Origin of the sequence: Janthinobacterium sp. HH104 (assembly GCF_001758715.1) — a bacterium.
GTDB classification, from domain to species: Bacteria; Pseudomonadota; Gammaproteobacteria; order Burkholderiales; family Burkholderiaceae_D; genus Janthinobacterium; species Janthinobacterium aestuarii.
This window is the reverse complement of the sequence record NZ_LRIB01000037.1, coordinates 1-20476: the sequence shown is the minus strand read 5'-3', so window position 1 is coordinate 20476 and position 20476 is coordinate 1. Positions and strand designations below refer to the sequence as shown.

Sequence of the window (20476 nt, the reverse complement as noted above, 5' to 3'; positions counted from 1 at the left end):
TAGACCCGAACTATGATGTGTGCAAGTGCAGCAAACGCCGCACCCCATCTATCGATCTTGAAGGAGTGCATCATGGCAAACGTACTACACATCAATAGCAGCGTGCGCAACAGCGGTTCCCTGTCGCGTCAACTGTCGGGCGAATTCGTCGCCAAACTGGCCGCGCAAGGTGACACCATCGTCGTGCGCGACCTGGCCGCGCAACCGGTGCCGCACCTGACGGAAGAAGTCATGGGCGCGTTCTTCACGCCGGCCGAGCAGCGCAGCGCGCAGGCGGCCGCGGCCGTGCAATTGTCCGATACCCTGGTCGATGAATTGCTGGCCGCCGACGTGCTGGTGCTGGCCGCGCCTATGTACAACTTTTCCGTACCCTCGACCCTGAAGGCGTGGATCGACCACGTGGCGCGCGCGGGCCGCACTTTCCAGTACACGGCCAATGGCCCCGTTGGCCTGGCTACGGGCAAGAAAGCCGTGATTTTCACGGCCAGCGGCGGCGTCTACAGCGAAGGCCCGGGCGCCGCGTATGACTACCTGAGCACCTATCTGCGCACGGCGCTGGGCTTCATCGGCATCACGGACATCGAGTTTGTGCAAGCCGAAGGCGTGGCCATGGGCGAGGACGCCGTCACCAGCGCGATCGCCAAGGGCCGCGCGTCGATCGAAGCCCTGGCTGCCTGATATACGCCTTTCGAGGGATTGCCAAGCTGGCATGCTTGGCATAAGCTTGCCGGCGGCACGCCCCGTGCCAGGCCGGCGAGCCGTTCGCCATGAAAGTCCCTCATGCACCACAAGTTGGCCAGTGCAGTATTGTTCGGATGTTCTTTGTTTTCAGCAGGTATTGCGCTGGCACAGACCGCGCCTCCCGCGCCGTCCCACGTGGGCCGCCACGCCTCCACGCCCGAGGATATCCGCGCCATTGAAAAAGTCGTCGCCGACTTCCAGGCGGCGCTGATCGCCAAGGATGTCAAGCGGCTGTCGTCGCTGATGCTGCACACGAACATCCTGTTCGCCTCGCCGGCCGATGACGCTTTCATCCAGAAAATGCGCGACACGACGGACGTCCACTTCGACGGCGTCGCGGCGGCCGGCTACGTCGGTTTCGCCAACTACATCAAGCGCGAACCCCTGCGCACGGAAGAAAAATTCTACAACGTCAAGATCACCCAGGACCGCCATGTCGCGTGGGTCAACTTCGACTACGAATTCCTCGTCGGCGACAAATTGTCCAACTATGGCGTCGAAGCGTGGCAGATGGTCAAGCGCGATGGTCAATGGAAAATCCTCAGCGTCGTCTGGTCCATGCATCCCGCGGCCGAGGCGGCGAAATAGGGCAGGCGCCTGCGGCGTTCAGTACAGAGTTGCCTTCTCATAATTTTTTCGCATCGTCTATACTTTCAGTGGGCGTGCCGCCATGCCTCAAGTGAGGCAGGCGTTCAAGTTTTTCCCTGTGCCGCGTAATAAAAAGCAGATAAGTGAGTCAGTATCCTGAGCAAGCGCGATTGCATGTATTCCAACCCTACGCCGGGTAGGGCCGTTGAGACAGGCTACCCGGGGATGTCATTTTTGGAGCAAACATCGTGCCGATAAAGTACGTTGATACGTATGAAATAAATTACACGGCGGAACCCTTACGCGGTTGCAAACTGTGGGGCGCCTATGTGTCCCTGTACACCCCATCGAGCAATCCCATGCACAGGAACAATATCGTCAAAAAGCACCGCGTGCTGGCCGACCATCCGTTTGCGACGGAAGCCGAAGCCGTCAGCGAAGCGGCCGAGGTGGCATTGCAGCTGGTCGAGCGGCGCCAGCGCCGTTACGTCTTCCACCCCTGATGCCATTGCGCCGCATCCTGCAGCGCGCGCCAGGGCAGGATCTGCACTCTGCCCGAATGCACGGCTTCCAGTTCCACGTGCGTGACGGGTTCATCCGGCGTGGCTGCGGCGCATACCTTGATGACGAGAAAATGTTTTTCCTTGTTGACGGGTGTCACCGCTGTCCATTTGCTGTTGAGTAATTTGTTTGGACGCAAGTTATTGCGATGTGGAAGGTGCATGGCGGGCCCGGGATTGGCGTGATGGCGATGTTGCCATTATCATGCAAGTTCCCGCCACGCACGAGGACCGCCATGAAACGCCAGCTGCACCTGCTTGTGATCGACCCGCAAAACGATTTTTGCGACCTGCCCGCCGAATGGCTGCCTGCCGGCACAGCACCGGCCCTGGCCGTGCCCGGCGCCCACGCCGACATGCTGCGCGTGGCGCAGCTGATCCGCGAAGGGGGCAATGGCCTGACGCAAATCAGCGTGACGCTCGACGCCCACCACCGCTACGACATTGCCCACCCAGCCTTCTGGCGCTCGGGCGATGGCGGCGCCGTGCCGCCATTCACGCAGATCACGGCCCAGCAAGTGCGCGACCGCTTGTTCCTGCCCGCCGCCAGCGATGCCTTGCCGCGTGCGCTGGCTTACCTCGATGCCTTGCAGCAAGCGGGGCGCTATCAGCTGATGGTGTGGCCCGTGCATTGCGAGATCGGCAGCTGGGGCCAGAATATTCACGCGGCCGTGCGCGCCGCCTACAACGCGTGGGAAGTGGATCACCTGCAAGTGGTAGCCAAGCTGAGCAAGGGTTCCAATCCATGGACCGAGCATTACTCGGCCGTCATGGCGGAAGTGCCCGATGCGCAGGATGCGGCCACCCAGCTCAACCTGGACTTCCTCGCCACCTTGCTGCCGGCGCAGCAGATTTATGTCACCGGCGAAGCGGGCAGCCACTGCGTGAAAGCCAGCACCGAGCACATCGCCGACTATCTGGAAGCGCAGCAAGGCAAGACGGCCCTGTCGCGGCTGGTGCTGCTGACGGACTGCATGAGCCCCGTCACAGGCTTTGAAGCACAGCAGCGCGACTTCCTTGCAGCCATGCACGAGCGTGGCGTGCGGCTGGCGACATCCGCCGACGTTTTGCCTGAATTGTTGGCAAACGCAAGCAATTAATGCTTTCCTGCAAGCGAACCCTGCTGAAATGCTTGCGGTGGCGTACTATTCTGGCTTCAGGAAGTTGGAGAAAACACACATGACCCCGATAGTGCGCAGTTTGCTGGAAACCGATCTGTATAAATTTACAATGTGGCAAGCATTGCTGCACGGTCATCCGAATACCCATACCGAATACGAATTTGTCTGCCGCAACGCCACCGCCTTTCCCCTGGCCGAACTGAAGGGCGAGCTGGAAGAACAGCTCGACCACCTGTGCTCGATGTCGTTTGCCGACGACGAGCTGGCTTATCTGCGCACCCTGCGCTTCATGAAGAGCGACTTCGTTGACTTCCTGACGGTGTTCCGCTTCCAGCGCAAGTTCATCGACGTGAGCACGGATGGCGACACCTTGCTCGTGCACGCGGCCGGGCCGCAGGTGCATGTGATGGGCTTCGAGATTTTCGTGCTGTACATCATCAACGAACTGTATTTCCGCCGCTTCGACCTCGATGCGGCCATGCGCGAAGGGCGCCACCGCCTGGGCTTGAAAGTGGAAGCGGTCAAGGAATTCGGTAAACTGCCGCGGCGCAAGCACCCGTTTGAATTTTCCGACTTCGGCGTGCGCCGGCGTTTTTCCGGCGCCTGGCACGACGAAGTGGTGCAGCGTCTGGCGCGCGAGGTGCCCGAGTACTTCAAGGGCACGTCGAATGTCTACCTGGCGAAAAAGCTCGGCATCGTGCCAATCGGCACCATGGCGCATGAATACATGCAATCATTCCAGTCGTTTGGCGTACGTCTGCGCGACTTTCAAAAGGCGGCACTGGAAGACTGGGTGCAGGAATACCGGGGCGACCTGGGTATTGCCCTGACGGACGTGGTGGGCATGGATGCCTTTTTGGCTGACTTCGACCTGTATTTCGCCAAGCTGTTCGATGGTTTGCGCCACGATTCGGGCGATCCCGTCGAGTGGGGCGAGAAGGCGCTGGCCCACTACGCGGCCCTGCGCATCGACGCCAATACCAAGCGCCTCGTGTTTTCCGACGGCCTGGACCTGGACAAGGCGTTTGCCCTGTACCAGCACTTCGCCGACCGCATCATGACGGGCTTTGGCATCGGCACCAATCTCACCAACGATGTCGGCTTGACGCCGCTCAACATCGTCATGAAACTGGTGCGCTGCAATGGCCAGTCCGTGGCGAAACTGTCGGATTCGCCGGGCAAGACCCTGTGCAAGGATGAGACCTTCCTCGCCTACCTGCGACAGGTCTTTCACCACCCCGCAGTGTAGGTGCCGGTCTAGAAGCCTGTGACCACCGTATCCATGTGCTCGACCTGCGGCGGGGCGGCGAAAAATTCACCGACCAGGCCGCGCCATGCCTGGAAGTCGTCGCTGCCGCGGAAATGCACGGTATGGTCTTCCAGGGTTGTCCAGCCCACCACCAGGCGGTAGGCATCGCTATTTTCGATCGAGCGCTCGAGGCGCATCGACTCGCAGCCGCGTGCGCGCTGGAACAGGGGGACGGCTTTCGTCACGGCCGCTTCGAAGGCTGCGTGCGTGGCCGATTTGATCTGGATGTGGGCAATTTCAAAAATCATGGCAAGTTCCGGTTTTGAAAGAAAGAACGCAGATCTTGCCACAGATTGTGCCCGCTTGCGGGTGGCGCCGGGCCACCTGCCGTTCAGCTGTCGCCGCCGTCCCTGTCCAGCGCTTGCTGCAAATAGGCTTCCAGTTGGGGCACGTTCATGCTGGCGACATCCCTGGCCAGGGCATGGCTGAGCCGTTTTTCCACCTGGGCATCGAGGCTTAGACGCAACTGCCCCAGGAACTTCGGTGCGGCGACCAGGCACAGCTTGTTGTAGCGCTGTTGCTGCAAGCCCTGTTGCAGTACTTGCGCGATATGCCGGGCAAACTGTTCGTTCGCATGCTCGACTGGGGTCACCCGTGGCTCGGTCGTGTGCGCCTGCGTGCCCGCCTGGGTCCCCGCGCGCATGCCGCTGCCGAAGCGTCCGCTGGCGTCGCTGTTCAAGGCGTTCTCGTTTTCGCGGGCCGCCGGATTGACAAAATCTTGCAGCTCGCCCAGCTGGTTTTGCTGTCCCAGCGCAAACAGCCGGGCCCGGCTGCTGTCGGCCACTACCACCCATGTGACGTCCATGCTTGTTCTCCTTGCTGTGCGCGCCAGCTAGCGCGACAGGGCCGCCATGCCGCCGTGCCTGTCCTGGCCGCAGCGGGCCGTGCGCTGTTCGATATCGCTGCCGCCACACGCCTGTACGATGGCGTGCGCGCGCTGCTGTTCCTCGGCGTGGCGCGTGGCCACCACCAGGCGGACCATGCCGCGGAACGCCGTCTTGCCGTAGTTGCGCCGGTACATATGGTTGTCGCCGCCGAACAGGGCATTGATCGCCCGTTCCAGCCGGCTGGTGAGGGTGTCGCAATTGCCGACCGTGAAATTGCCCTGCACGGGGCCAGCCTCGTCGTCGCCCGCGTCCAGCTGCACGGCGTGAGAAGGGAAACCTTCGGCCAGCAACCGGTTGCGGGCGCGCTCGGCATCGGCTAAATGGTCGAAGATACGTATCAGTGTGCTGCTGTCCATGGCCCGGCCTTTCAACGAGGTGTCCTTGATTTGACCGGCAAGGCTGCAAATAATTCCGCCTCAGCCTGTAAAATCCTCGATCAAGGCGCAAAAGTTTGATAAATATCCAGTATGGCTGCCAAGTCGCGCTAAGATACGTCTTGCGGGATCAATCTTTCATAGGAGAACCAAATGGCAGCGAAAAAAATTCTGTTTTTGACCGGCGATTTTGCAGAAGATTATGAAACGATGGTGCCATTCCAGGCCCTGCTGATGCTCGGTCATACCGTGCATGCCGTCTGCCCCGGCAAGAAAAGCGGCGAGACGATCAAGACGGCCATCCACGATTTCGAGGGCGACCAGACCTACACGGAAAAGCCGGGCCATCTGTTCACCCTGAACGCCAGCTTCGACGAGATCGACCCTGCAGACTATGACGCCGTGATGATCGCCGGCGGCCGTGCACCGGAATACCTGCGCCTGAACGAGAAAGTCATCGCCGCCGTGCGCCATTTCGCCGAGGCGGGCAAGCCTGTTGCGGCCGTTTGCCATGGCGCGCAATTGCTGGCTGCCGCCGACGTCATCCGTGGCAAGCGCATTTCCGCCTATCCCGCCTGCGCACCGGAAGTGAAACTGGCGGGTGGCACGTATGCCGATATCGCCGTCACGGACGCCGTCACGGATGGCCAGTTCGTCACGGCGCCCGCCTGGCCCGCGCATCCGGCCTGGCTGGCGCAGTTCGTCAAGCTGCTCGGTACCGAGATTCATTTGTAACCTTCACCAGCCCGGCAGGCCGCAGCGCTTGCCGGGCGCTCCACTTTTCAGATTCGAGTTCTTCATGCATGCGCCGCGCAGTCAACCTTCCCGCAAACAACTTCCAGCGTCGCGCTGGCGCCAGCGCCGCCTGGCGCAAGCCGCATCGGGCCTGAGCGCCGCGCAGGAACGCCAGCTGGCCACCCTGCACGAGATTTCCACCTTGCTGGCGGGACAGCACGCCATCGATGCGCTGTGCCGTGGCTTCCTGCGCCACGTGATGGAGTTCGCGCAGGCCGAAGGCGGCACCGTGCGCATCCTCGATCCGCAGCAGGACACCGTGCACATCATCGTGCACGAGGGCATTTCCGACGCCATGGTGGAAGAGGAACACTGCATCCGCAACAACGATTGCCTGTGCGGCGCGGCCGTGGCGCAGGGCGTGATCCAGATCCGCGATTTCCGCCAGGTCGAAGCGTTGCAGCGCTACCGTTGCCAGGACGAAGGTTTCATTGCCATCGCCGTCTTTCCCATCCTTGCACGCGAGCAGGTGGTCGGCAGCTTTTCGCTGCACTTTGCGCAGCCGCAAGCCGTGCAGGCGCAGCAGCAGGGCTGGCTGGAAACCCTGGGCCAGAGCCTGGGCATCGCCATTGAAAACCAGCGCCTGATCGCGCGCGAAAAGGAATTTGCCGTGGCGCGCGAACGCAGCCTGCTGGCCGAAGGCTTGCATGACAGCATCGCGCAAAGCCTGAACTTCATCAGCCTGCAAGTGCAGATGCTCGACGATTCCGTGCGCCGGGGCCAGCTCGACGAAGCGGCCGAAGTGCTGCCGCTGATGCGCATGGGCGTCGAGCAAAGCTACCAGGACGTGCGCGAATTGCTGGTCAATTTCCGCACGCGCTGGCATGGCAGCGACCTCGAAAGCAAGCTGTCGGAAGTGCTGGCCAAGTTCGAGCTGCAGACGGGCGTGATCGGCACCTTGGAGATGAGCGGCAATGGCGCGCCGCTGGCGCCCGAGCAGCAGTTGCAGATCCTGTTCATCGTGCAGGAAGCGCTGTCGAATATCCGCAAGCACGCGCAAGCGAGCAACGTGGCGCTGCGCGTGGACAACGGGCGCGATTTTGCGCTGCAGGTGCGCGACGATGGCGAAGGCTTCGCCGCCAACCTGCGCGACAAGAAAACGGAATTGCAGATCGGCTTGCGTATCATGCAGGAAAGAGCCGAGCGGCTCGGTGCGCAATTTGCCATCGACAGCACGCCCGGCGGCGGCACGACGATCTCGCTGGCCTTGCCGGCAGCCCGGCGCCAGGCCGCGTAACAAATGAATCATCTTTATCAGGCAACAAACACGTGAACGCACCAATCAAAATCCTGCTGGTCGACGACCACACCTTGCTGCGCAGCGGCGTCAAGCTGCTGCTGCAGCGCAATCCTCAATTCCAGGTGGTGGGCGAGGCATCGAACGGGCTGGACGGCGTGCGCCTGGCGGCCGAACTGCAGCCCGACGTGGTGCTGATGGACTTGAACATGCCCGGCGTGACTGGCGTCGAGGCGTTGCAGCTGATCTTGCAGGACCTGCCGCAGATGGTGGTGCTGATGCTGACCGTGTCGGAAAACGCGGCCGACCTCGGCGCGGCCCTGCGCGCGGGCGCACGCGGCTACTTGCTGAAAAATATCGAAGCCGAGCAGCTTGGCCAGGCCATTTGCCGCGCCGCCGCCGGCGAATCCGTGATCGCCGATGCCATGACGGCCAAGCTCGTGTCGCAGTTCCGCGCGGGGCAGAATGCGCCCCAGGAAGACTATGACAAGCTGACGCCGCGCGAACGCGAAGCCATGGCCTGCCTGGCGCAAGGACTGAGCAACAAGGAAATCGCACGCCAGCTCGACGTGGCCGAAAGCACGGTGAAAATCCACGTGCAAAACATCCTCAAAAAGCTTAAGCTCAGCAGCCGCGTGCAGATCGCCGTCTACGCCGTCGAGCGCGAGTTAAGCAAATAGAGATCAAACAAAGCGCAAATAGTGGGCAAGGAATCCGCGATTGTTTGATCTGCATGGCGTTCCGGCCTAGACAACCCTAGTTCCTTTGACGTATGGCCTTGACCGTGCCTGCGCATTACACTCTTAGTCATTCGCTAATCTAATAAGAGAGTGTCATGCATAAGGTCAACGTCGATGGCTTGCTATCGAGCCAGGCTCTGTTCCGCCATATTTCCCCTTCGCAATTAGAACAATTGCGCCAGGATGTCGTGCGCGTCGAAGTGGAAAAAGGCAAAGTGCTGTTCCGCAAGGGCGAAGTGGCGGAAGGCGCCTACGTGGTGGTTTTCGGTCTCGTCAAGCTGAGCGTGTTTTCCATGGAAGGGACCGACAAGGTTCTGGAACTGATCCGTCCGGGCCAGAGCTTTGGCGAAGCCATGATTTTCCTCGATGAACCATATCCGTTCTGCGCCGAAGCGCTCGAGCACTGCCTGCTGCTGCGCATCCCGCCGCATGCACTGCTGCGCCTGCTGGACCAGTCGCCCCGCATCGCGCGCCAGATGATGAACAGCCTGTCGCACCACCTGATGGGTTTCATCCGCAACGTGGAGCGCTGCTCCGTGCAGAACGCCACCCAGCGCGTGGTCGAGTATTTGCTGCAGGCATCGGACCAGCAGCGTTCGAACGAGGTCAAGCTGGACCTGAAGAAAAGTCTGCTGGCATCGTTCCTGAACCTGGCGCCCGCCACCCTGTCGCGCGTGCTGCACCAGCTGACGGACTTGCACCTGATTAAAGTCAGCGGTTCGCTGATCCAGATCCAGCCCGATGCCTTGAAAACCTACCGCCATGGTTCAGCCACGGCCATGCTGAATTAAGCATTGATCACTCAGCTTTTTCAGCAGGCAAGGTCAGCCGCCAGAACAGCAGGGCGAGCAAGCTGACCGCCGCGCCCAGCGCGCATACCCCATGCCAGCCCGCCAGCGCATACACGCTGGTGGCGGCAATCGCACCGAGTCCGCTTCCCACCGCATAAAACAGCATGTAGCACGCCACCAGACGGCTGTGCGCGTCGCTGTTCTGCTTGAAAATCAGGCTCTGGTTCGTCACGTGGATGGCCTGGCCCGCCAGGTCCAGCGCGATGATGCCGACGATTAAGGGCCACAGGGCTTCGCCCGCAAAGCCCAGCGGCAGCCACGCGGCTAATAACAGCAGCAGGGCCGCGCCCGTCGTCCATTGCGCGCGGCCCTTGTCCGCCATGGCGCCCGCGCGCGCCGCGCCCAGCGCACCGATCACGCCGACCAGGCCAAACGCACCGATGGCCGCATGGCTATAGCCTTGCGCCGTCAGGGGCAGCACCAGGGCGCTCCAGAAAATATTGAAGACAGCAAACATCAGCAGGGCCAGCATGCCGCGCACGCGCAACACCTTGTTGTGCAGCAGCATGTCCAGCATCGAGGCGAGCAGGGCGCCATAGGCGAGCTTCTGGCCTTGCGACTTGGCCGGCGGCAGCATGCGCCACAGCAGCAGCAACAGGGCGCAAGCGATGGCGGCCGAAACAAAATACACGGCGCGCCAGTCGGCCACATCGGCCACGACACCGGACAGGGTGCGCGCCAGCAGCAAGCCGATCACCACGCCGCCCTGCGCCATGCCGACGACTCTTCCCCGCTCATGGCTGGCCGCCGCGCTGGCCGCGTAGGCGATCAAACCCTGCGTCATGGCCGTGCCCAGCAAACCCACCATCAGCATGCCGCCCAGCAAGGCTGCCGTGGAACGGGCGCAGCCCAGCGCCACCAGGGTGATGGCAAGCATGCCCAGCTGGAACAGGGTCAGGCGGCGCCGGTTCAGCATGTCGCCCAAGGGCACGAGCAGCAGCAGGGCCAGCGCGCAGCCGATCTGCGTGGCCGTGATGACCATGCCGCTGGCCGCCTCCGTCATACCGAACTCGTGCGCCAGCGTGGCGAGTAAAGGTTGGGCGTAATACACATTGGCCACGCTGAGGCCGGCCGCCGTGGCAAACAGCCAGACGAGGGTGGGAGGAAGTGTTGTCGTGATGGGGGAGTTCGTATCGCGCATGGTCTTGTAAGTGGTTTCAAATTAAAACCAGTTGGAGTCTACGCCGAGAAGTTTTAAAATGCAACCACTCAATCCTGGAGAATGCCCGTGGCCAAGCGCAAGAGCCTGAAAACCGACCCCTGTCCCGTGGCGCGCGCGCTCGACGTGATCGGCGAGCGCTGGTCGCTGCTGATCGTGCGCGACGCCTTCGACGGCATGCGCCGCTTTGGCGAGTTCCAGAAAAGCCTGGGCGTGGCGAAGAACATCCTGGCCGACCGCCTGCACACCCTGGTGGAAGAGGGCATCTTTACGGTTGCGCCCGCCTCGGACGGCACGGCCTACCAGGAATACGTGCTGACGCAAAAGGGGCTGGCGCTGTTTCCCGTCGTCGTCGGTTTGCGCCAGTGGAGCGAGGCGCAATTGTTTGAAGCGGGCGAGGCGCATTCGACCTTGTTGCAACGCGATACGCACGCGCCCGTGTGCAGGATGGACGTGCTGGCGCCGGACGGCCGCGTGTTGCAGGCGGGCGACACGATCGTGCACAAGGTGTTGACGCAATGAAGCGCGTGGCCGTGCTGGGCGGTGGCATCACGGGCGTGACGACGGCGTATGCGCTGGCCAAGCGGGGGGCGGACGTGACCCTGATCGAACGCCACCGCTATGCGGCCATGGAAACCTCGTATGCGAACGGCGGGCAATTGTCGGCCTCGCACGCGGAAGTGTGGAACCACAAGGCAACGATACTGAATGCCCTGAAATGGATGGCGCGGCGCGATGCGCCCTTGCTGCTCCATCCCTGGCCCAGCTGGCACAAGCTGAGCTGGTTTGCGGAGTTTCTCGCCGCCATGCCGGCTTACGAGCGCAACACCATCGCCACGGCCCGCATGGCGATCGCCGCGCGCGAACATTTGTTTGCGTGGGCGCAAGCAGAGAAGATTGATTTCGATCACCGCCGCGCCGGCATCCTGCATGTCTACCGTGACAAGGCCAGCTTCGAGCGGGCGGCCGGCGTATCACGCCTGCTGGCGCAGGGCGGCTTGCAGCGGCGCGCCGTCACGCCGCAGGAAATGCGCGCCATCGAACCGGCCTTGCAGGGTGACTTCTACGGCGGCTACTACACGGACAGCGACTCCACGGGTGACATCCATAAATTCACCAGCGGCCTGGCCGACGCCTGCGTGCGCCTGGGCGTGGCGTGCCGCTATGGCGAGGAAGTCACGGCGCTGGCGCGCGAGCACGGCAAGGTGCGCGTCAGCATAGGCGAGGACAGCAGCCTGTTCGATGCCGTCGTCATCTGCGCGGGCACGGCCAGCCGCACCATGGCGGCCAGCCTGGGTGAACATGTGAACGTATATCCAGTGAAAGGCTATTCGATCACCGTGCAATTGGATGACGCTGCCAGCCGCGCGGCCGCGCCGTCCGTCAGCCTGCTCGACGACGCGACCAAGCTGGTCAGCAGCCGCCTCGGTGAAGACCGGCTCAGGGTGGCGGGCACGGCGGAATTCAACGGCGTCAACCACGACATCCGCGCCGACCGCATCCGCCCGCTGCTGCAATGGGTGGAGCAGTGCTTTCCTGGTGTGAATACGCGCAAGGTCGTGCCCTGGGCCGGCTTGCGTCCCATGCTGCCCGACATGCTGCCCAAAGTGGGGCCGGGCAAGGCGCCGGGCGTGTACTACAACACGGGCCACGGCCACCTGGGCTGGACCCTGGCGGCCGCTACGGCAGAGATGGTGGCGACGATGGTGGATGGCGCCTAGTTCTTCGGCAGCAAATCGCTGAGCGCGGCGCGGCCCTTGACGGTGAGGAAGAGGCCGACCTTGCTGTAGGGCAGTAAAAAGTCGTTTTCGCAGCCGCTGCCGTTCGGATCTTGCCAGAACGATACGCCTTCCGGCTTCAATGACAGGTGGAAGCGGCCGCGGCCGTCATAATCCGTGCCCTTGCATTCGGCATCGATCTTCACGTCCTTGAACAGGGCTTGGCGCAGGCGATCCGGCAATTCGGCCTTGTCGTCGCCATCGCTGGCGCTGGCGCCAAACCAGTTCCACACGTCCGTTTCCTGGCCCGTTTTCACATCCCAGGTGCGGAACTTGATGGAGATGCCGCTGGCGCCATAGCCGGCCGCCCAGCGGTAGAACTTGACCGTCACCCAGCGCGGCGACCAGTAGGTGGGATCCGCATACACTTCGTCTTCCGTCGTGAAACCGTTGCGGCCCAGGTATTCGCGGCGCGTCTCATAGAAATCTTCCAGGTCCTTCTTGTTCTTCGCCAGTACGCCGCGCAGCTGCGCGTTGATTTTCGCGATGCCATCGCCTGGCGCCATCAGTTCCACGGTGATGGTGTCGCCCACTTGCAGGTTGCGGTATTGCTTGCCTTCAAAGATGACGGGTTTGCTTACCTTGGTGCCGGGAAAATCTTCCAGCGCCAGGTTGTAGGCGTCGCTGGCGCAGGACGGATGGTCGCGGTCGCCCGCCGCTTCCAGCAGGGTCAAGGCCAGGGGCAGGGTCTTGCCGCTTTTCGGGTCCGTCCAGGTACCGGTGACCTTTTCGCTCTGCGGCGCGTTCAGCGACCACGTGCCCGTCGTATTGCCTTTGGCGTCGAGTTCCTGCCACAGCGTCTTGCCGTTCGGCTTGGCCAGCATGATCGGTGTCTTGTAGCGCGTGTAGTAATAGCTGCCGCTGCGGTCCGCGCCTTGCGTGGTGCTGGGCTGGTTGAAGCAGGCGACGATATTGGCCTTGCCCACGGTGCCCTGCCACACCCCTTGCACGGGCGGCTCGGCGGCCACGGCGGCATTCAGGGCGGGCAGGGTCAGGCAAGCAAACAGAAAGCGGCGCATCGGTTAATCCTCTCGTGGGCGAAGGCCGATTCTACATGGCCGCGCCCACGAGATGCCACACCTGAACCTATGCGCCGGGGCGCTCCTGCGCCACGACAGCCATCGCCGCGCCCAGGTATTGCAACATGGCCGCGTCGACGAAGCTGCCTTCCATCAAGCGCGGTTCCTGCTGGTGCGCCTGGCGGAACTTCAGCTGCGTGGCCGGGTCCGTGCCCGCGTAGGAGCGGAACAGTTCCAGCCACTGGCGAGCCAGCTGCAGCACGGCCGGATCGGTGGGCGGCGTGCGGGCATCGATGGCGGCGCGCACGGCGGCGATCAGGGCTGGCCACTCGCCCGAACGCTTGCCGTAGTTGGCCAGCAGATGCGCGTATTCGTGCTCGTCGAGGAAGGGTTTGTACAGCGCCATGCGCGAGGCATTGAAGGCGGCGAGGATGAACTGCATCAGGTCCGCGTCGATGCTGGTCGTCGCCTGCATCGATGGCTCCTGCGCATGCATGTTGTTCAGGCGCGCGAACAGGCCCGGGTGGGCACCCGTGTCGCGCACCAGTTTGACCATCCATTCCGTGGCCAGCGCCTGCGCTGGCGCATCGCCGGGACCTGCGCCCGCGTCCTTGACGGCGCGCACCTTCATTACCAGTGCTTTCCATTCCTGTTCCACGGCCGCATCGGACAGCAGCGGCAGTTGTTGCAGTTCTTCGTGACTAAAGTATTTGTCGTACATGGTCATCAACTCCATAGTGGTGAGCCACTCGGCCAGTTCCGGCGCCTGCCCCTGCGTCAGTTGCGTTTGCAGGGTGCGCAGGCGTTCACGCAAGGTGGAAGCCTGTGCGATCTGGCGCTCCAGCATGGCGATTTGCCGCGCCACGATGGAGGAGAGCGGCAGCTCCGGGCCGGCGAGGGCGTTGGCGATATCGGCCAGCGACAACCCGAACTTGCGCAGCGCCATGATCCGGTGCAGCCGGTCCATGTCGCCGTGCTGGTACAGGCGGTAGCCAGCTTGCGTGCGCGCCGAAGGCGAGAGCAGGCCGATGCTGTCGTAGTGGTGCAGGGTGCGGATGGTCAGGCCCGTGAGCCCGGCCAGTTCACCGATTTTCAACAGCATCGTCTTCTCCTTGTCTTCAGTGCGTGCCGCCACGATGGCGCCTGACGTAACGTCAGGGTCAAGCAGGAATGTAGCAGAGGCCTCGAAAAAACCCGCAAAAGAATCCGTTGACCTTCATTTTTTTGTACGGTATATTTATAAAACCGAACGACAGCTACAGCAAAACAAACAGGTTCGGGCCAGGCGGTATGACGGATTAATCGTTGTGCGGCGCAGCAAGACGCGCCATTGGCAGGGCTGGAAAGACAATCCGCACAGACGGATTTTTTTCACAGTTGGTTTGTACGTTAAATATAATATGCCACCGGCAAGATCCGGGCGGCGAGAGAGACGACCATGATGAAAAGTATCGTTTGCGATACGCCCGGCAGTTTGCGCATGGAACAGCGCCCCGTGCCCGTGCCCGGCGAGGGTGAAGTGCTGCTGCGCATACGCCGCGTCGGCATCTGCGGCACCGACATGCATATCTTCCGCGGCACCCAGCCTTTCCTCAGCTACCCGCGCGTGATGGGCCATGAATTGTCCGGCCATATCGACAGCGTGCCAGCCGGCTCGCGCCTGGCCGTGGGCGACCAGGTCTACGTGATGCCCTACCTGTCGTGCGGTACCTGCGTGGCCTGCCGCCAGGGCAAGACCAACTGCTGCACCCGCATCGAAGTGCTGGGCGTGCACCGCGACGGCGGCATGACGGAATACCTGGCGCTGCCCGAGCGCTTCGTCTTCAAGACGGAAGGCATCTCGCTCGACGACGCGGCCATGATCGAATTTCTCGCCATCGGCGCGCACGCCGTCAAGCGCGGCGCGGTCGATGCCGGCAAGCGCGTGCTGGTGGTGGGCGCCGGCCCGATCGGCATGGCCGTGATGCTGTTCGCGTCCTTGAAAGGCGCCGACGTCACGGTGCTCGACGGCCGCGCCGACCGTTTGCAGTTCTGCCGCGACGCGCTTGGTATCACCCGCACGGTGCAGCTGGGCGACGGCGACAAGGAGCAGCTGTCGGACGCCACAGGCGGTGAATTCTTCGACGTGGTGTTTGACGCCACCGGCAATATCGCCGCCATGGAGCGGGGCCTGGACTTTGTCGCCCATGGCGGCTCCTATGTGCTGGTATCCATCGTGCGCGACCGCCTGTCCTTTTCCGACCCCGAATTCCACAAGCGCGAAACGACCTTGCTGGGCAGCCGCAACGCCACCGTCGACGATTTCGAGGAAGTGGTGGCGGCCATGAAGGCGGGCAAAGTCCCCACCGCGCTGCTCAATACCCACCGCACCACGCTCGATGAATTTACGGGCGTGCTCGATCGCTGGATGCAGCCCGAGGCCGGTGTCATCAAGGCCATCGTCGAGGTTTGAGATGAGCGATCTCAACCCCATACTGCAATTTGGCACCAGCCGCTTCCTGCAGGCGCACGCCGACCTGTTCGTCAGCGAAGCGGCGAAGACAGGCGAGGCGCTGGGCCATATCACCATCGTGCAAACCACCGGCAGCGCGCAGGGCGCGGCGCGGGTGGCGGCGTTTCGCCAGGCCGGCGGCTATCCGGTACGCATCCGTGGCTGGCAGGACGGCGCGCAAGTCGATGAAGAGCGCCGCGCCGACGCCGTCACGCAGGCGTGGCAGGCCGGCAGCGACTGGCGGCAGGTGCGCGATGCGGCCGTGGCCGCGCGCGTGATCATCTCGAATACGGGCGATACGGGCTACCAGCTCGATGACGCCGACCACGCCGGCATGCTCGATGGCGCGACCGTTCCCGCCAGCTTTCCCGCCAAGCTGCTGGTGCTGCTGCACCACCGCTTCCTGGCCGGCGCCACGCCCATCTCGATTTTTCCGTGCGAACTGGTGGCCGACAACGGTCATGTACTGCGCCAGGTGATCGTGACATTGGCGCGGCAGTGGCGCTGCGATGCCGCGTTCATCGGGTATCTGCAAACGGGCTGCCTGTGGATCAATTCCCTCGTCGACCGCATCGTTTCCGAACCGATTGAACCGATAGGCGCGGTGGCCGAACCGTATGCGCTGTGGGCCATCGAGGCGCAGGAAGGCATGCTGCTGCCGTGCCGCCACCCGCAGCTGGTGGTGACGGACAGCCTGCGCGAGTATGAGCAGCGCAAGCTGTTCCTGCTCAACCTCGGTCACACCTATCTGGCGCAGCTGTGGATGGAACGGGGCAGCCCGGCCGGCATGACGGTGCGCGAGGCGATGGACGATGGCGCCATGCGCGCCGCGCTGGAAGCCCTGTGGCACGAGGAAGTGCTGCCCGTGTTTGCCGCCATGGGCGCGCGGCACGGCGACGCGGCGCTGGCGTATGTGGCGCAGGTCAGGGAACGCTTCGGCAATCCCTTCCTCGCGCACCGCCTGGCCGACATCGCCCAGCACCACGCCGGCAAGATCGAGCGGCGCATGGCGCCCGTGGCGGCGCTGGCGCGGCAGCTGTGTCCCGCCCTGGCGCAGCCGCGCCTGCGCGCCATGCTGGCGCCGGGAGCGCAGCCATGAAGGCCCCCGTCACCGCAGTTGTTTCTTTTCTGGCATGCCGATCCAATCCGATATCGACTAAAATGGCCCACTCATCCACTTTCCCTTTCGCTGGCATAGCGCGTTCATTCATCCATGTCCAAACCCGCCACCGTCTTCAAGCGCAGTACCAACCTGCTGTTGCAATTTCTCGCCGAGAATGTCGCAGTGGGCGAGATGCTGCCGACGGAGCAGTTCCTGACCACGATCTGCCAGGGCAGCCGCACGGCCATCCGCAGCGCGATCGCCTACCTGTCAACGCGGCGGCTGATCGCCAGCCCGGCGGACCGGCGCCTGCTGCGCAAACCCATACCGGGCGACTACTTCGATATCTCCGAATTGCAGTCGGGGGCCGAGCGCATCCAGCAAGTGCTGATGGAACGCGTGTACCAGCGCGACATGCCGCCCGGCGCGGAATTCTCGGAAGCGGAGCTGGCGCGCGAGGCGGGCGCCAGTACCGTCAGCGTGCGCGAATTCCTGATCGGCTTTTCGCGCTTCGGCCTGATCGAAAAGAAGCCGCGCGGCGGCTGGCGCCTGTGCGCGTTCGACCGCTCGTTCGCCACCGAACTGGCGGACATGCGGCGCATGTTCGAGATGGCGGCCGTGGAGCAGTTTGCGCACCTGCCGCATGGCGATCCGGCGTATGCGGAACTGGCGCGGCTGATCAAGCAGCACGAGAAGCTGGCCGCCAGGATCGACACGCGCCACAACGCGTTTCCGGCGCTGGACCGCGAGTTCCACACCTTCCTGATCGGCCTCTTGAACAACCGCTTCGCGCAGGGCTTCTACGATATCGTCTCGTTCGTGTTTCACTATCACTACCAGTGGGACAAGGGCGAGGAAAAGGGCCGCAACAAATACGCGGTGCAGGAGCACCTGGCGATCCTGCACGCGCTGGCCGAGCACGACATACCGAAGGCGCTCGAGTGCATGCGTTCGCATCTCGATTCCTCGCGCAGCACCATGCTGTCGTCGATCGGCACGCGGGAAAAACTGAGCCAGCCGGCCGCCTAGCCGTTTTTGCCGGGGAGGGTGCGCCATGAGCCTCGCTTCCCAGCCTAGCAGCCTGCTGCTGATGTCGCCCGAGGATAACTGCCTGATCGCCAGGACAGCCCTGGCCTGCGGCGACGTCGTCGCCATCGATGGCGTGCCCGTCACCCTGGCGCAAAACATCCACATCGGCCACAAGGTGGCGCGCCGCGCGCTGGCCGTGGGCGACAAGGTGCTGCGTTACGGCGCCCTGATCGGCAGCATCACGGCCCCCGTCGCCATCGGCGAGCATATCCATACGCACAACCTGGCAAGCGATTACATCCCCACGTTTACCCTGGGCCAGGACGGCCACCATTTCCTGGACAAGGACGACCAAGCATGAACGCTCCCGTAACGACACCCGCCCTGTCGGGCTACCTGCGTGCCGATGGCCGCAAGGGCATCCGTAATATCGTGGTCGTGGCCTATATGGTCGAATGCGCGCACCATGTGGCGCGCCTGATGGTCAATGCCTTTCCCGGCCAGCCCGTGCACCTGATCGGCTTTACGGGCTGCTTCCCCAATGAATACGCGGACCAGGTGATGCGCCGTTTGCTGACGCACCCGAACGTGGGCGCCGTGCTGCTGGTCTCCCTGGGCTGCGAAGGCTTCAACAAATATGGCCTCTCCAGCGCCGTGGCCGACAGCGACCGCCCCGTGCACACGATTACCATCCAGGAAAACAGCGGCACCCGTCCCAGCGTGAGCAGCGGTGTTGAGTGGATCAGCTGGGCGCTGGAACACCTGGCGCGGCAGGAGCGTGTGCCGATGGGGATCGATGAACTGGTCGTCGCCACCATCTGCGGCGGCTCCGACAGCACCAGCGGCATCAGCGCCAACCCGGCCGTCGGCGTCGCGTTCGACACCCTGATCGCGGCCGGCAGCCCCTGCATCTTCGAAGAGACGGGCGAACTGGTGGGCTGCGAATACCACATGCAGCGGCGCGCCGTCAGTCCGGACCTGGGCAATGCCATCGTCGAAACCGTGGCCAAGGCGGCCCGCTACTACACCATCATGGGCCATGGCAGCTTCTCGCCGGGGAACGCCGATGGCGGCCTGACCACGCAGGAAGAAAAGTCGCTGGGCGCCTACGCCAAGAGCGGTTCCTCGCCCATCGTCGGCATTTTGAAGCCGGGCGACCAGCCGGCCGGAGGTGGCCTGTACCTGCTCGACGTGGTGCCGGACGGCGAGCCGCGCTTCGGCTTCCCGAACGTGTCCGACAACGCGGAAATCGTCGAACTCATTTCCTGCGGCGCCCACATCACCTTGTTTACCACGGGCCGCGGTTCCGTCGTCGGTTCCGCGATCTCGCCCGTCATCAAGGTGTGCGCCAATCCGCAAACCTTCGAGCGCCTGGCCGACGACATGGATATCAACGCGGGCAAGATCCTCACGGGCGAAGCCAGCCTCGAAGAAGTGGGTGCGGAGATCGTCGCCGCCGTGCTGAACGTGGCCAACGGAGAACTGAGCCGCTCGGAAGACCTGGGCCATCAGGAATTCGTGCTGACCTATAAACAATTCGACGCGGTGGGGCCAGGCTGCTTCCCATTGCGCGCCGCTTGAGGGCCGGATTCATGGATGTCACACAATTGCATACCTTGCTGCGCGGGGGCCTGTCGCTGCCCTGCATCGGCATGGGCTGCGCGCCGATAGGCGGCTTGTACCAGCCCGTCAGCGACGCGCAGGCGCGCATCACGCTCGATGGCGCGTGGGATGCCGGCGTGCGCTTCTTCGACACGGCGCCGTTCTATGGCTATACCCAGTCCGAACGCCGCGTGGGCGCGGCGCTGCGCGAGCGGCCCCGCCATGAATTTGTGATCAGCACCAAGGTGGGCCGTCTGATGCGGCCCGACGCCTCCGTGCGCCCCGGCGACGACGGCTTTGCCGCGCCGCTGCCGTTCCGTCCCCATTACGACTATACGTATGACGGCGTGCTGCGTTCGCACGAGGACAGCCTGCAAAGATTGGGGCTGGACCGCATCGACATTCTGTTCGTGCACGATATCGGCAAGGCCACGCATGGCGAACACGATCAGCACTACTGGCGCCAACTGACGGCCGGTGGCGGTTTTCGCGCCCTCGATGAACTGCGCGCCAGCGGCCAGGTGAAGGCCGTGGGCCTAGGTGTCAATGAATGCGAAATCGTGCTGCGCGCGATGGCGGAATTCGACCTCGATTGCACCTTGCTGGCCGGCCGCTATACCTTGCTGGAACAAGCCTCGCTGTCGCCGTTGCTGGACCTGTGCGTGGAACGCGGCAACGCCATCGTGATCGGCGGCCCGTTCAATTCGGGCGTGCTGGCCGGGAACGGCAAATTCAACTACGCCGATGCGCCGGCCGCGATACTCAAGCGCGTGGCGCGCCTGGACGCCGTCTGCCGTGAATTCGGCGTGCCGCTGCAGGCTGCGGCACTGCAGTTTCCGCTCGCCCATCCTGCCGTCGCTTCCTGCATCCCGGGCGGCCAGGACCTGGCGCAGCTGCGGCAAAACCTGGACTGGTTCGCTACGCCGCTGCCCGACGCCCTGTGGCTGGCGCTGCGGGACGCGGACTTGATCGATGCGCGCGCGCCGCTGCCTGCGGGAGTGGCCGCATGATGCGCATCGACGCCCACCAGCACTTCTGGCAGCTGCCGGCACGGTGCTGGTGCTGTCTCTTATACACATCTCCGAGCCCACGA

24 protein-coding genes are annotated in these 20476 nt (G+C 63.3%); 17 read left to right on the top strand and 7 right to left on the bottom strand.

Going from position 1 to position 20476, the window contains the following annotated elements:
- Nucleotides 1-72 precede the first annotated feature (72 nt).
- From JAB6_RS16490 to JAB6_RS16480, 3 genes are all read left to right on the top strand, one after another.
- A complete protein-coding gene (locus JAB6_RS16490; RefSeq protein ID WP_058051372.1) occupies nucleotides 73-678 on the top strand; it encodes an FMN-dependent NADH-azoreductase in 606 nt (201 codons plus the stop codon).
- Nucleotides 679-822: 144 nt separating this feature from the next.
- Entirely contained in the window at nucleotides 823-1329 is a 507-nt protein-coding gene (locus JAB6_RS16485; RefSeq protein WP_175444562.1) for a nuclear transport factor 2 family protein, read from the top strand.
- 329 nt (nucleotides 1330-1658) lie between these two features.
- Nucleotides 1659-1832, top strand: a complete 174-nt coding sequence (locus JAB6_RS16480) for a hypothetical protein (protein ID WP_254671650.1) — start codon at nucleotides 1659-1661, stop codon at nucleotides 1830-1832.
- On the opposite strand, the gene JAB6_RS16475 is transcribed toward JAB6_RS16480, so the two are convergent.
- A complete protein-coding gene (locus JAB6_RS16475; protein WP_034759713.1) occupies nucleotides 1814-2053 on the bottom strand; it encodes a TIGR02450 family Trp-rich protein in 240 nt (79 codons plus the stop codon). The genes JAB6_RS16480 and JAB6_RS16475 overlap by 19 nt on opposite strands.
- A 72-nt stretch (nucleotides 2054-2125) precedes the next feature.
- Between JAB6_RS16475 and JAB6_RS16470 the strand changes: the two genes are divergently transcribed.
- On the top strand, nucleotides 2126-2989 hold the full coding sequence (locus JAB6_RS16470) for a cysteine hydrolase (RefSeq protein ID WP_070303661.1): 864 nt from the start codon (nucleotides 2126-2128) through the stop codon (nucleotides 2987-2989).
- A gap of 79 nt (nucleotides 2990-3068) precedes the next feature.
- The gene (gene pncB / locus JAB6_RS16465) at nucleotides 3069-4259 is read left to right on the top strand and encodes a nicotinate phosphoribosyltransferase (protein ID WP_070303660.1); all 1191 of its coding nucleotides are present in this window, start codon (nucleotides 3069-3071) and stop codon (nucleotides 4257-4259) included.
- A gap of 8 nt (nucleotides 4260-4267) precedes the next feature.
- Here the strand turns inward: pncB and JAB6_RS16460 are convergent, their stop codons facing one another.
- From JAB6_RS16460 to JAB6_RS16450, 3 genes are all read right to left on the bottom strand, one after another.
- Entirely contained in the window at nucleotides 4268-4567 is a 300-nt protein-coding gene (locus JAB6_RS16460; protein WP_034759700.1) for an antibiotic biosynthesis monooxygenase, read from the bottom strand.
- 83 nt (nucleotides 4568-4650) lie between these two features.
- Nucleotides 4651-5124 (bottom strand): host attachment protein, encoded by a 474-nt coding sequence (locus JAB6_RS16455; protein WP_070303659.1) that lies wholly within the window; start codon nucleotides 5122-5124, stop codon nucleotides 4651-4653.
- A gap of 27 nt (nucleotides 5125-5151) precedes the next feature.
- Nucleotides 5152-5562 (bottom strand): hypothetical protein, encoded by a 411-nt coding sequence (locus JAB6_RS16450; RefSeq protein WP_070303658.1) that lies wholly within the window; start codon nucleotides 5560-5562, stop codon nucleotides 5152-5154.
- Between the two features lie 171 nt (nucleotides 5563-5733).
- Here JAB6_RS16450 and JAB6_RS16445 point away from each other — a divergent pair, with 171 nt between their 5' ends.
- The 4 genes from JAB6_RS16445 (at nucleotide 5734) to JAB6_RS16430 (ending at nucleotide 9143) form a co-directional block, all read left to right on the top strand.
- On the top strand, nucleotides 5734-6315 hold the full coding sequence (locus tag JAB6_RS16445) for a DJ-1/PfpI family protein (RefSeq protein ID WP_058051378.1): 582 nt from the start codon (nucleotides 5734-5736) through the stop codon (nucleotides 6313-6315).
- 64 nt (nucleotides 6316-6379) lie between these two features.
- Entirely contained in the window at nucleotides 6380-7612 is a 1233-nt protein-coding gene (locus JAB6_RS16440; protein ID WP_070303657.1) for a GAF domain-containing protein, read from the top strand.
- Nucleotides 7613-7644: 32 nt separating this feature from the next.
- On the top strand, nucleotides 7645-8292 hold the full coding sequence (locus tag JAB6_RS16435; protein ID WP_034759680.1) for a response regulator: 648 nt from the start codon (nucleotides 7645-7647) through the stop codon (nucleotides 8290-8292).
- A 155-nt stretch (nucleotides 8293-8447) separates the two neighbouring features.
- Nucleotides 8448-9143, top strand: coding sequence for a Crp/Fnr family transcriptional regulator (locus tag JAB6_RS16430; protein ID WP_034759676.1), 696 nt, complete (start codon nucleotides 8448-8450; stop codon nucleotides 9141-9143).
- A 7-nt stretch (nucleotides 9144-9150) separates the two neighbouring features.
- Here JAB6_RS16430 and JAB6_RS16425 read toward each other — a convergent pair whose 3' ends face one another.
- Nucleotides 9151-10344: an MFS transporter gene (locus JAB6_RS16425; RefSeq protein ID WP_070303656.1), complete on the bottom strand. Its 1194-nt coding sequence runs from the start codon at nucleotides 10342-10344 to the stop codon at nucleotides 9151-9153.
- A gap of 87 nt (nucleotides 10345-10431) precedes the next feature.
- Here JAB6_RS16425 and JAB6_RS16420 point away from each other — a divergent pair, with 87 nt between their 5' ends.
- Together JAB6_RS16420 and JAB6_RS16415 are read left to right on the top strand one after the other, a co-directional pair.
- Nucleotides 10432-10884 carry a helix-turn-helix domain-containing protein gene (locus tag JAB6_RS16420; RefSeq protein WP_070303698.1) on the top strand — a complete coding sequence of 151 codons (453 nt, stop codon included), beginning with the start codon at nucleotides 10432-10434 and terminating at the stop codon, nucleotides 10882-10884.
- The gene (locus JAB6_RS16415) at nucleotides 10881-12083 is read left to right on the top strand and encodes a D-amino acid dehydrogenase (protein ID WP_070303655.1); all 1203 of its coding nucleotides are present in this window, start codon (nucleotides 10881-10883) and stop codon (nucleotides 12081-12083) included. The genes JAB6_RS16420 and JAB6_RS16415 overlap by 4 nt, the downstream gene beginning before the upstream one ends.
- On the opposite strand, the gene JAB6_RS16410 is transcribed toward JAB6_RS16415, so the two are convergent.
- Nucleotides 12080-13159: a hypothetical protein gene (locus JAB6_RS16410; RefSeq protein ID WP_070303654.1), complete on the bottom strand. Its 1080-nt coding sequence runs from the start codon at nucleotides 13157-13159 to the stop codon at nucleotides 12080-12082. The two genes, JAB6_RS16415 and JAB6_RS16410, sit on opposite strands and share 4 nt — an antisense overlap.
- Before the next feature lie 67 nt (nucleotides 13160-13226).
- Nucleotides 13227-14261 carry a MerR family transcriptional regulator gene (locus tag JAB6_RS16405; protein ID WP_070303653.1) on the bottom strand — a complete coding sequence of 345 codons (1035 nt, stop codon included), beginning with the start codon at nucleotides 14259-14261 and terminating at the stop codon, nucleotides 13227-13229.
- 339 nt (nucleotides 14262-14600) lie between these two features.
- Here JAB6_RS16405 and JAB6_RS16400 point away from each other — a divergent pair, with 339 nt between their 5' ends.
- The 6 genes from JAB6_RS16400 to JAB6_RS16375 all read left to right on the top strand — a co-directional run bounded on the left by JAB6_RS16400 (nucleotide 14601) and on the right by JAB6_RS16375 (nucleotide 20393).
- On the top strand, nucleotides 14601-15611 hold the full coding sequence (locus tag JAB6_RS16400) for a zinc-binding alcohol dehydrogenase family protein (protein ID WP_070303697.1): 1011 nt from the start codon (nucleotides 14601-14603) through the stop codon (nucleotides 15609-15611).
- Between the two features lies 1 nt (nucleotide 15612).
- The gene (locus tag JAB6_RS16395; RefSeq protein WP_070303652.1) at nucleotides 15613-16749 is read left to right on the top strand and encodes a D-mannonate oxidoreductase; all 1137 of its coding nucleotides are present in this window, start codon (nucleotides 15613-15615) and stop codon (nucleotides 16747-16749) included.
- A gap of 114 nt (nucleotides 16750-16863) precedes the next feature.
- The gene (locus tag JAB6_RS16390) at nucleotides 16864-17781 is read left to right on the top strand and encodes a GntR family transcriptional regulator (RefSeq protein WP_034759665.1); all 918 of its coding nucleotides are present in this window, start codon (nucleotides 16864-16866) and stop codon (nucleotides 17779-17781) included.
- A 25-nt stretch (nucleotides 17782-17806) separates the two neighbouring features.
- Complete coding sequence (locus JAB6_RS16385) at nucleotides 17807-18142, top strand: UxaA family hydrolase (RefSeq protein ID WP_070303651.1); 336 nt, start codon at nucleotides 17807-17809, stop codon at nucleotides 18140-18142.
- The gene (locus tag JAB6_RS16380) at nucleotides 18139-19362 is read left to right on the top strand and encodes a UxaA family hydrolase (RefSeq protein WP_070303650.1); all 1224 of its coding nucleotides are present in this window, start codon (nucleotides 18139-18141) and stop codon (nucleotides 19360-19362) included. The genes JAB6_RS16385 and JAB6_RS16380 overlap by 4 nt, the downstream gene beginning before the upstream one ends.
- An 11-nt stretch (nucleotides 19363-19373) precedes the next feature.
- Nucleotides 19374-20393 (top strand): aldo/keto reductase, encoded by a 1020-nt coding sequence (locus JAB6_RS16375; protein ID WP_070303649.1) that lies wholly within the window; start codon nucleotides 19374-19376, stop codon nucleotides 20391-20393.
- The last annotated feature ends 83 nt before the right edge of the window (nucleotides 20394-20476 follow it).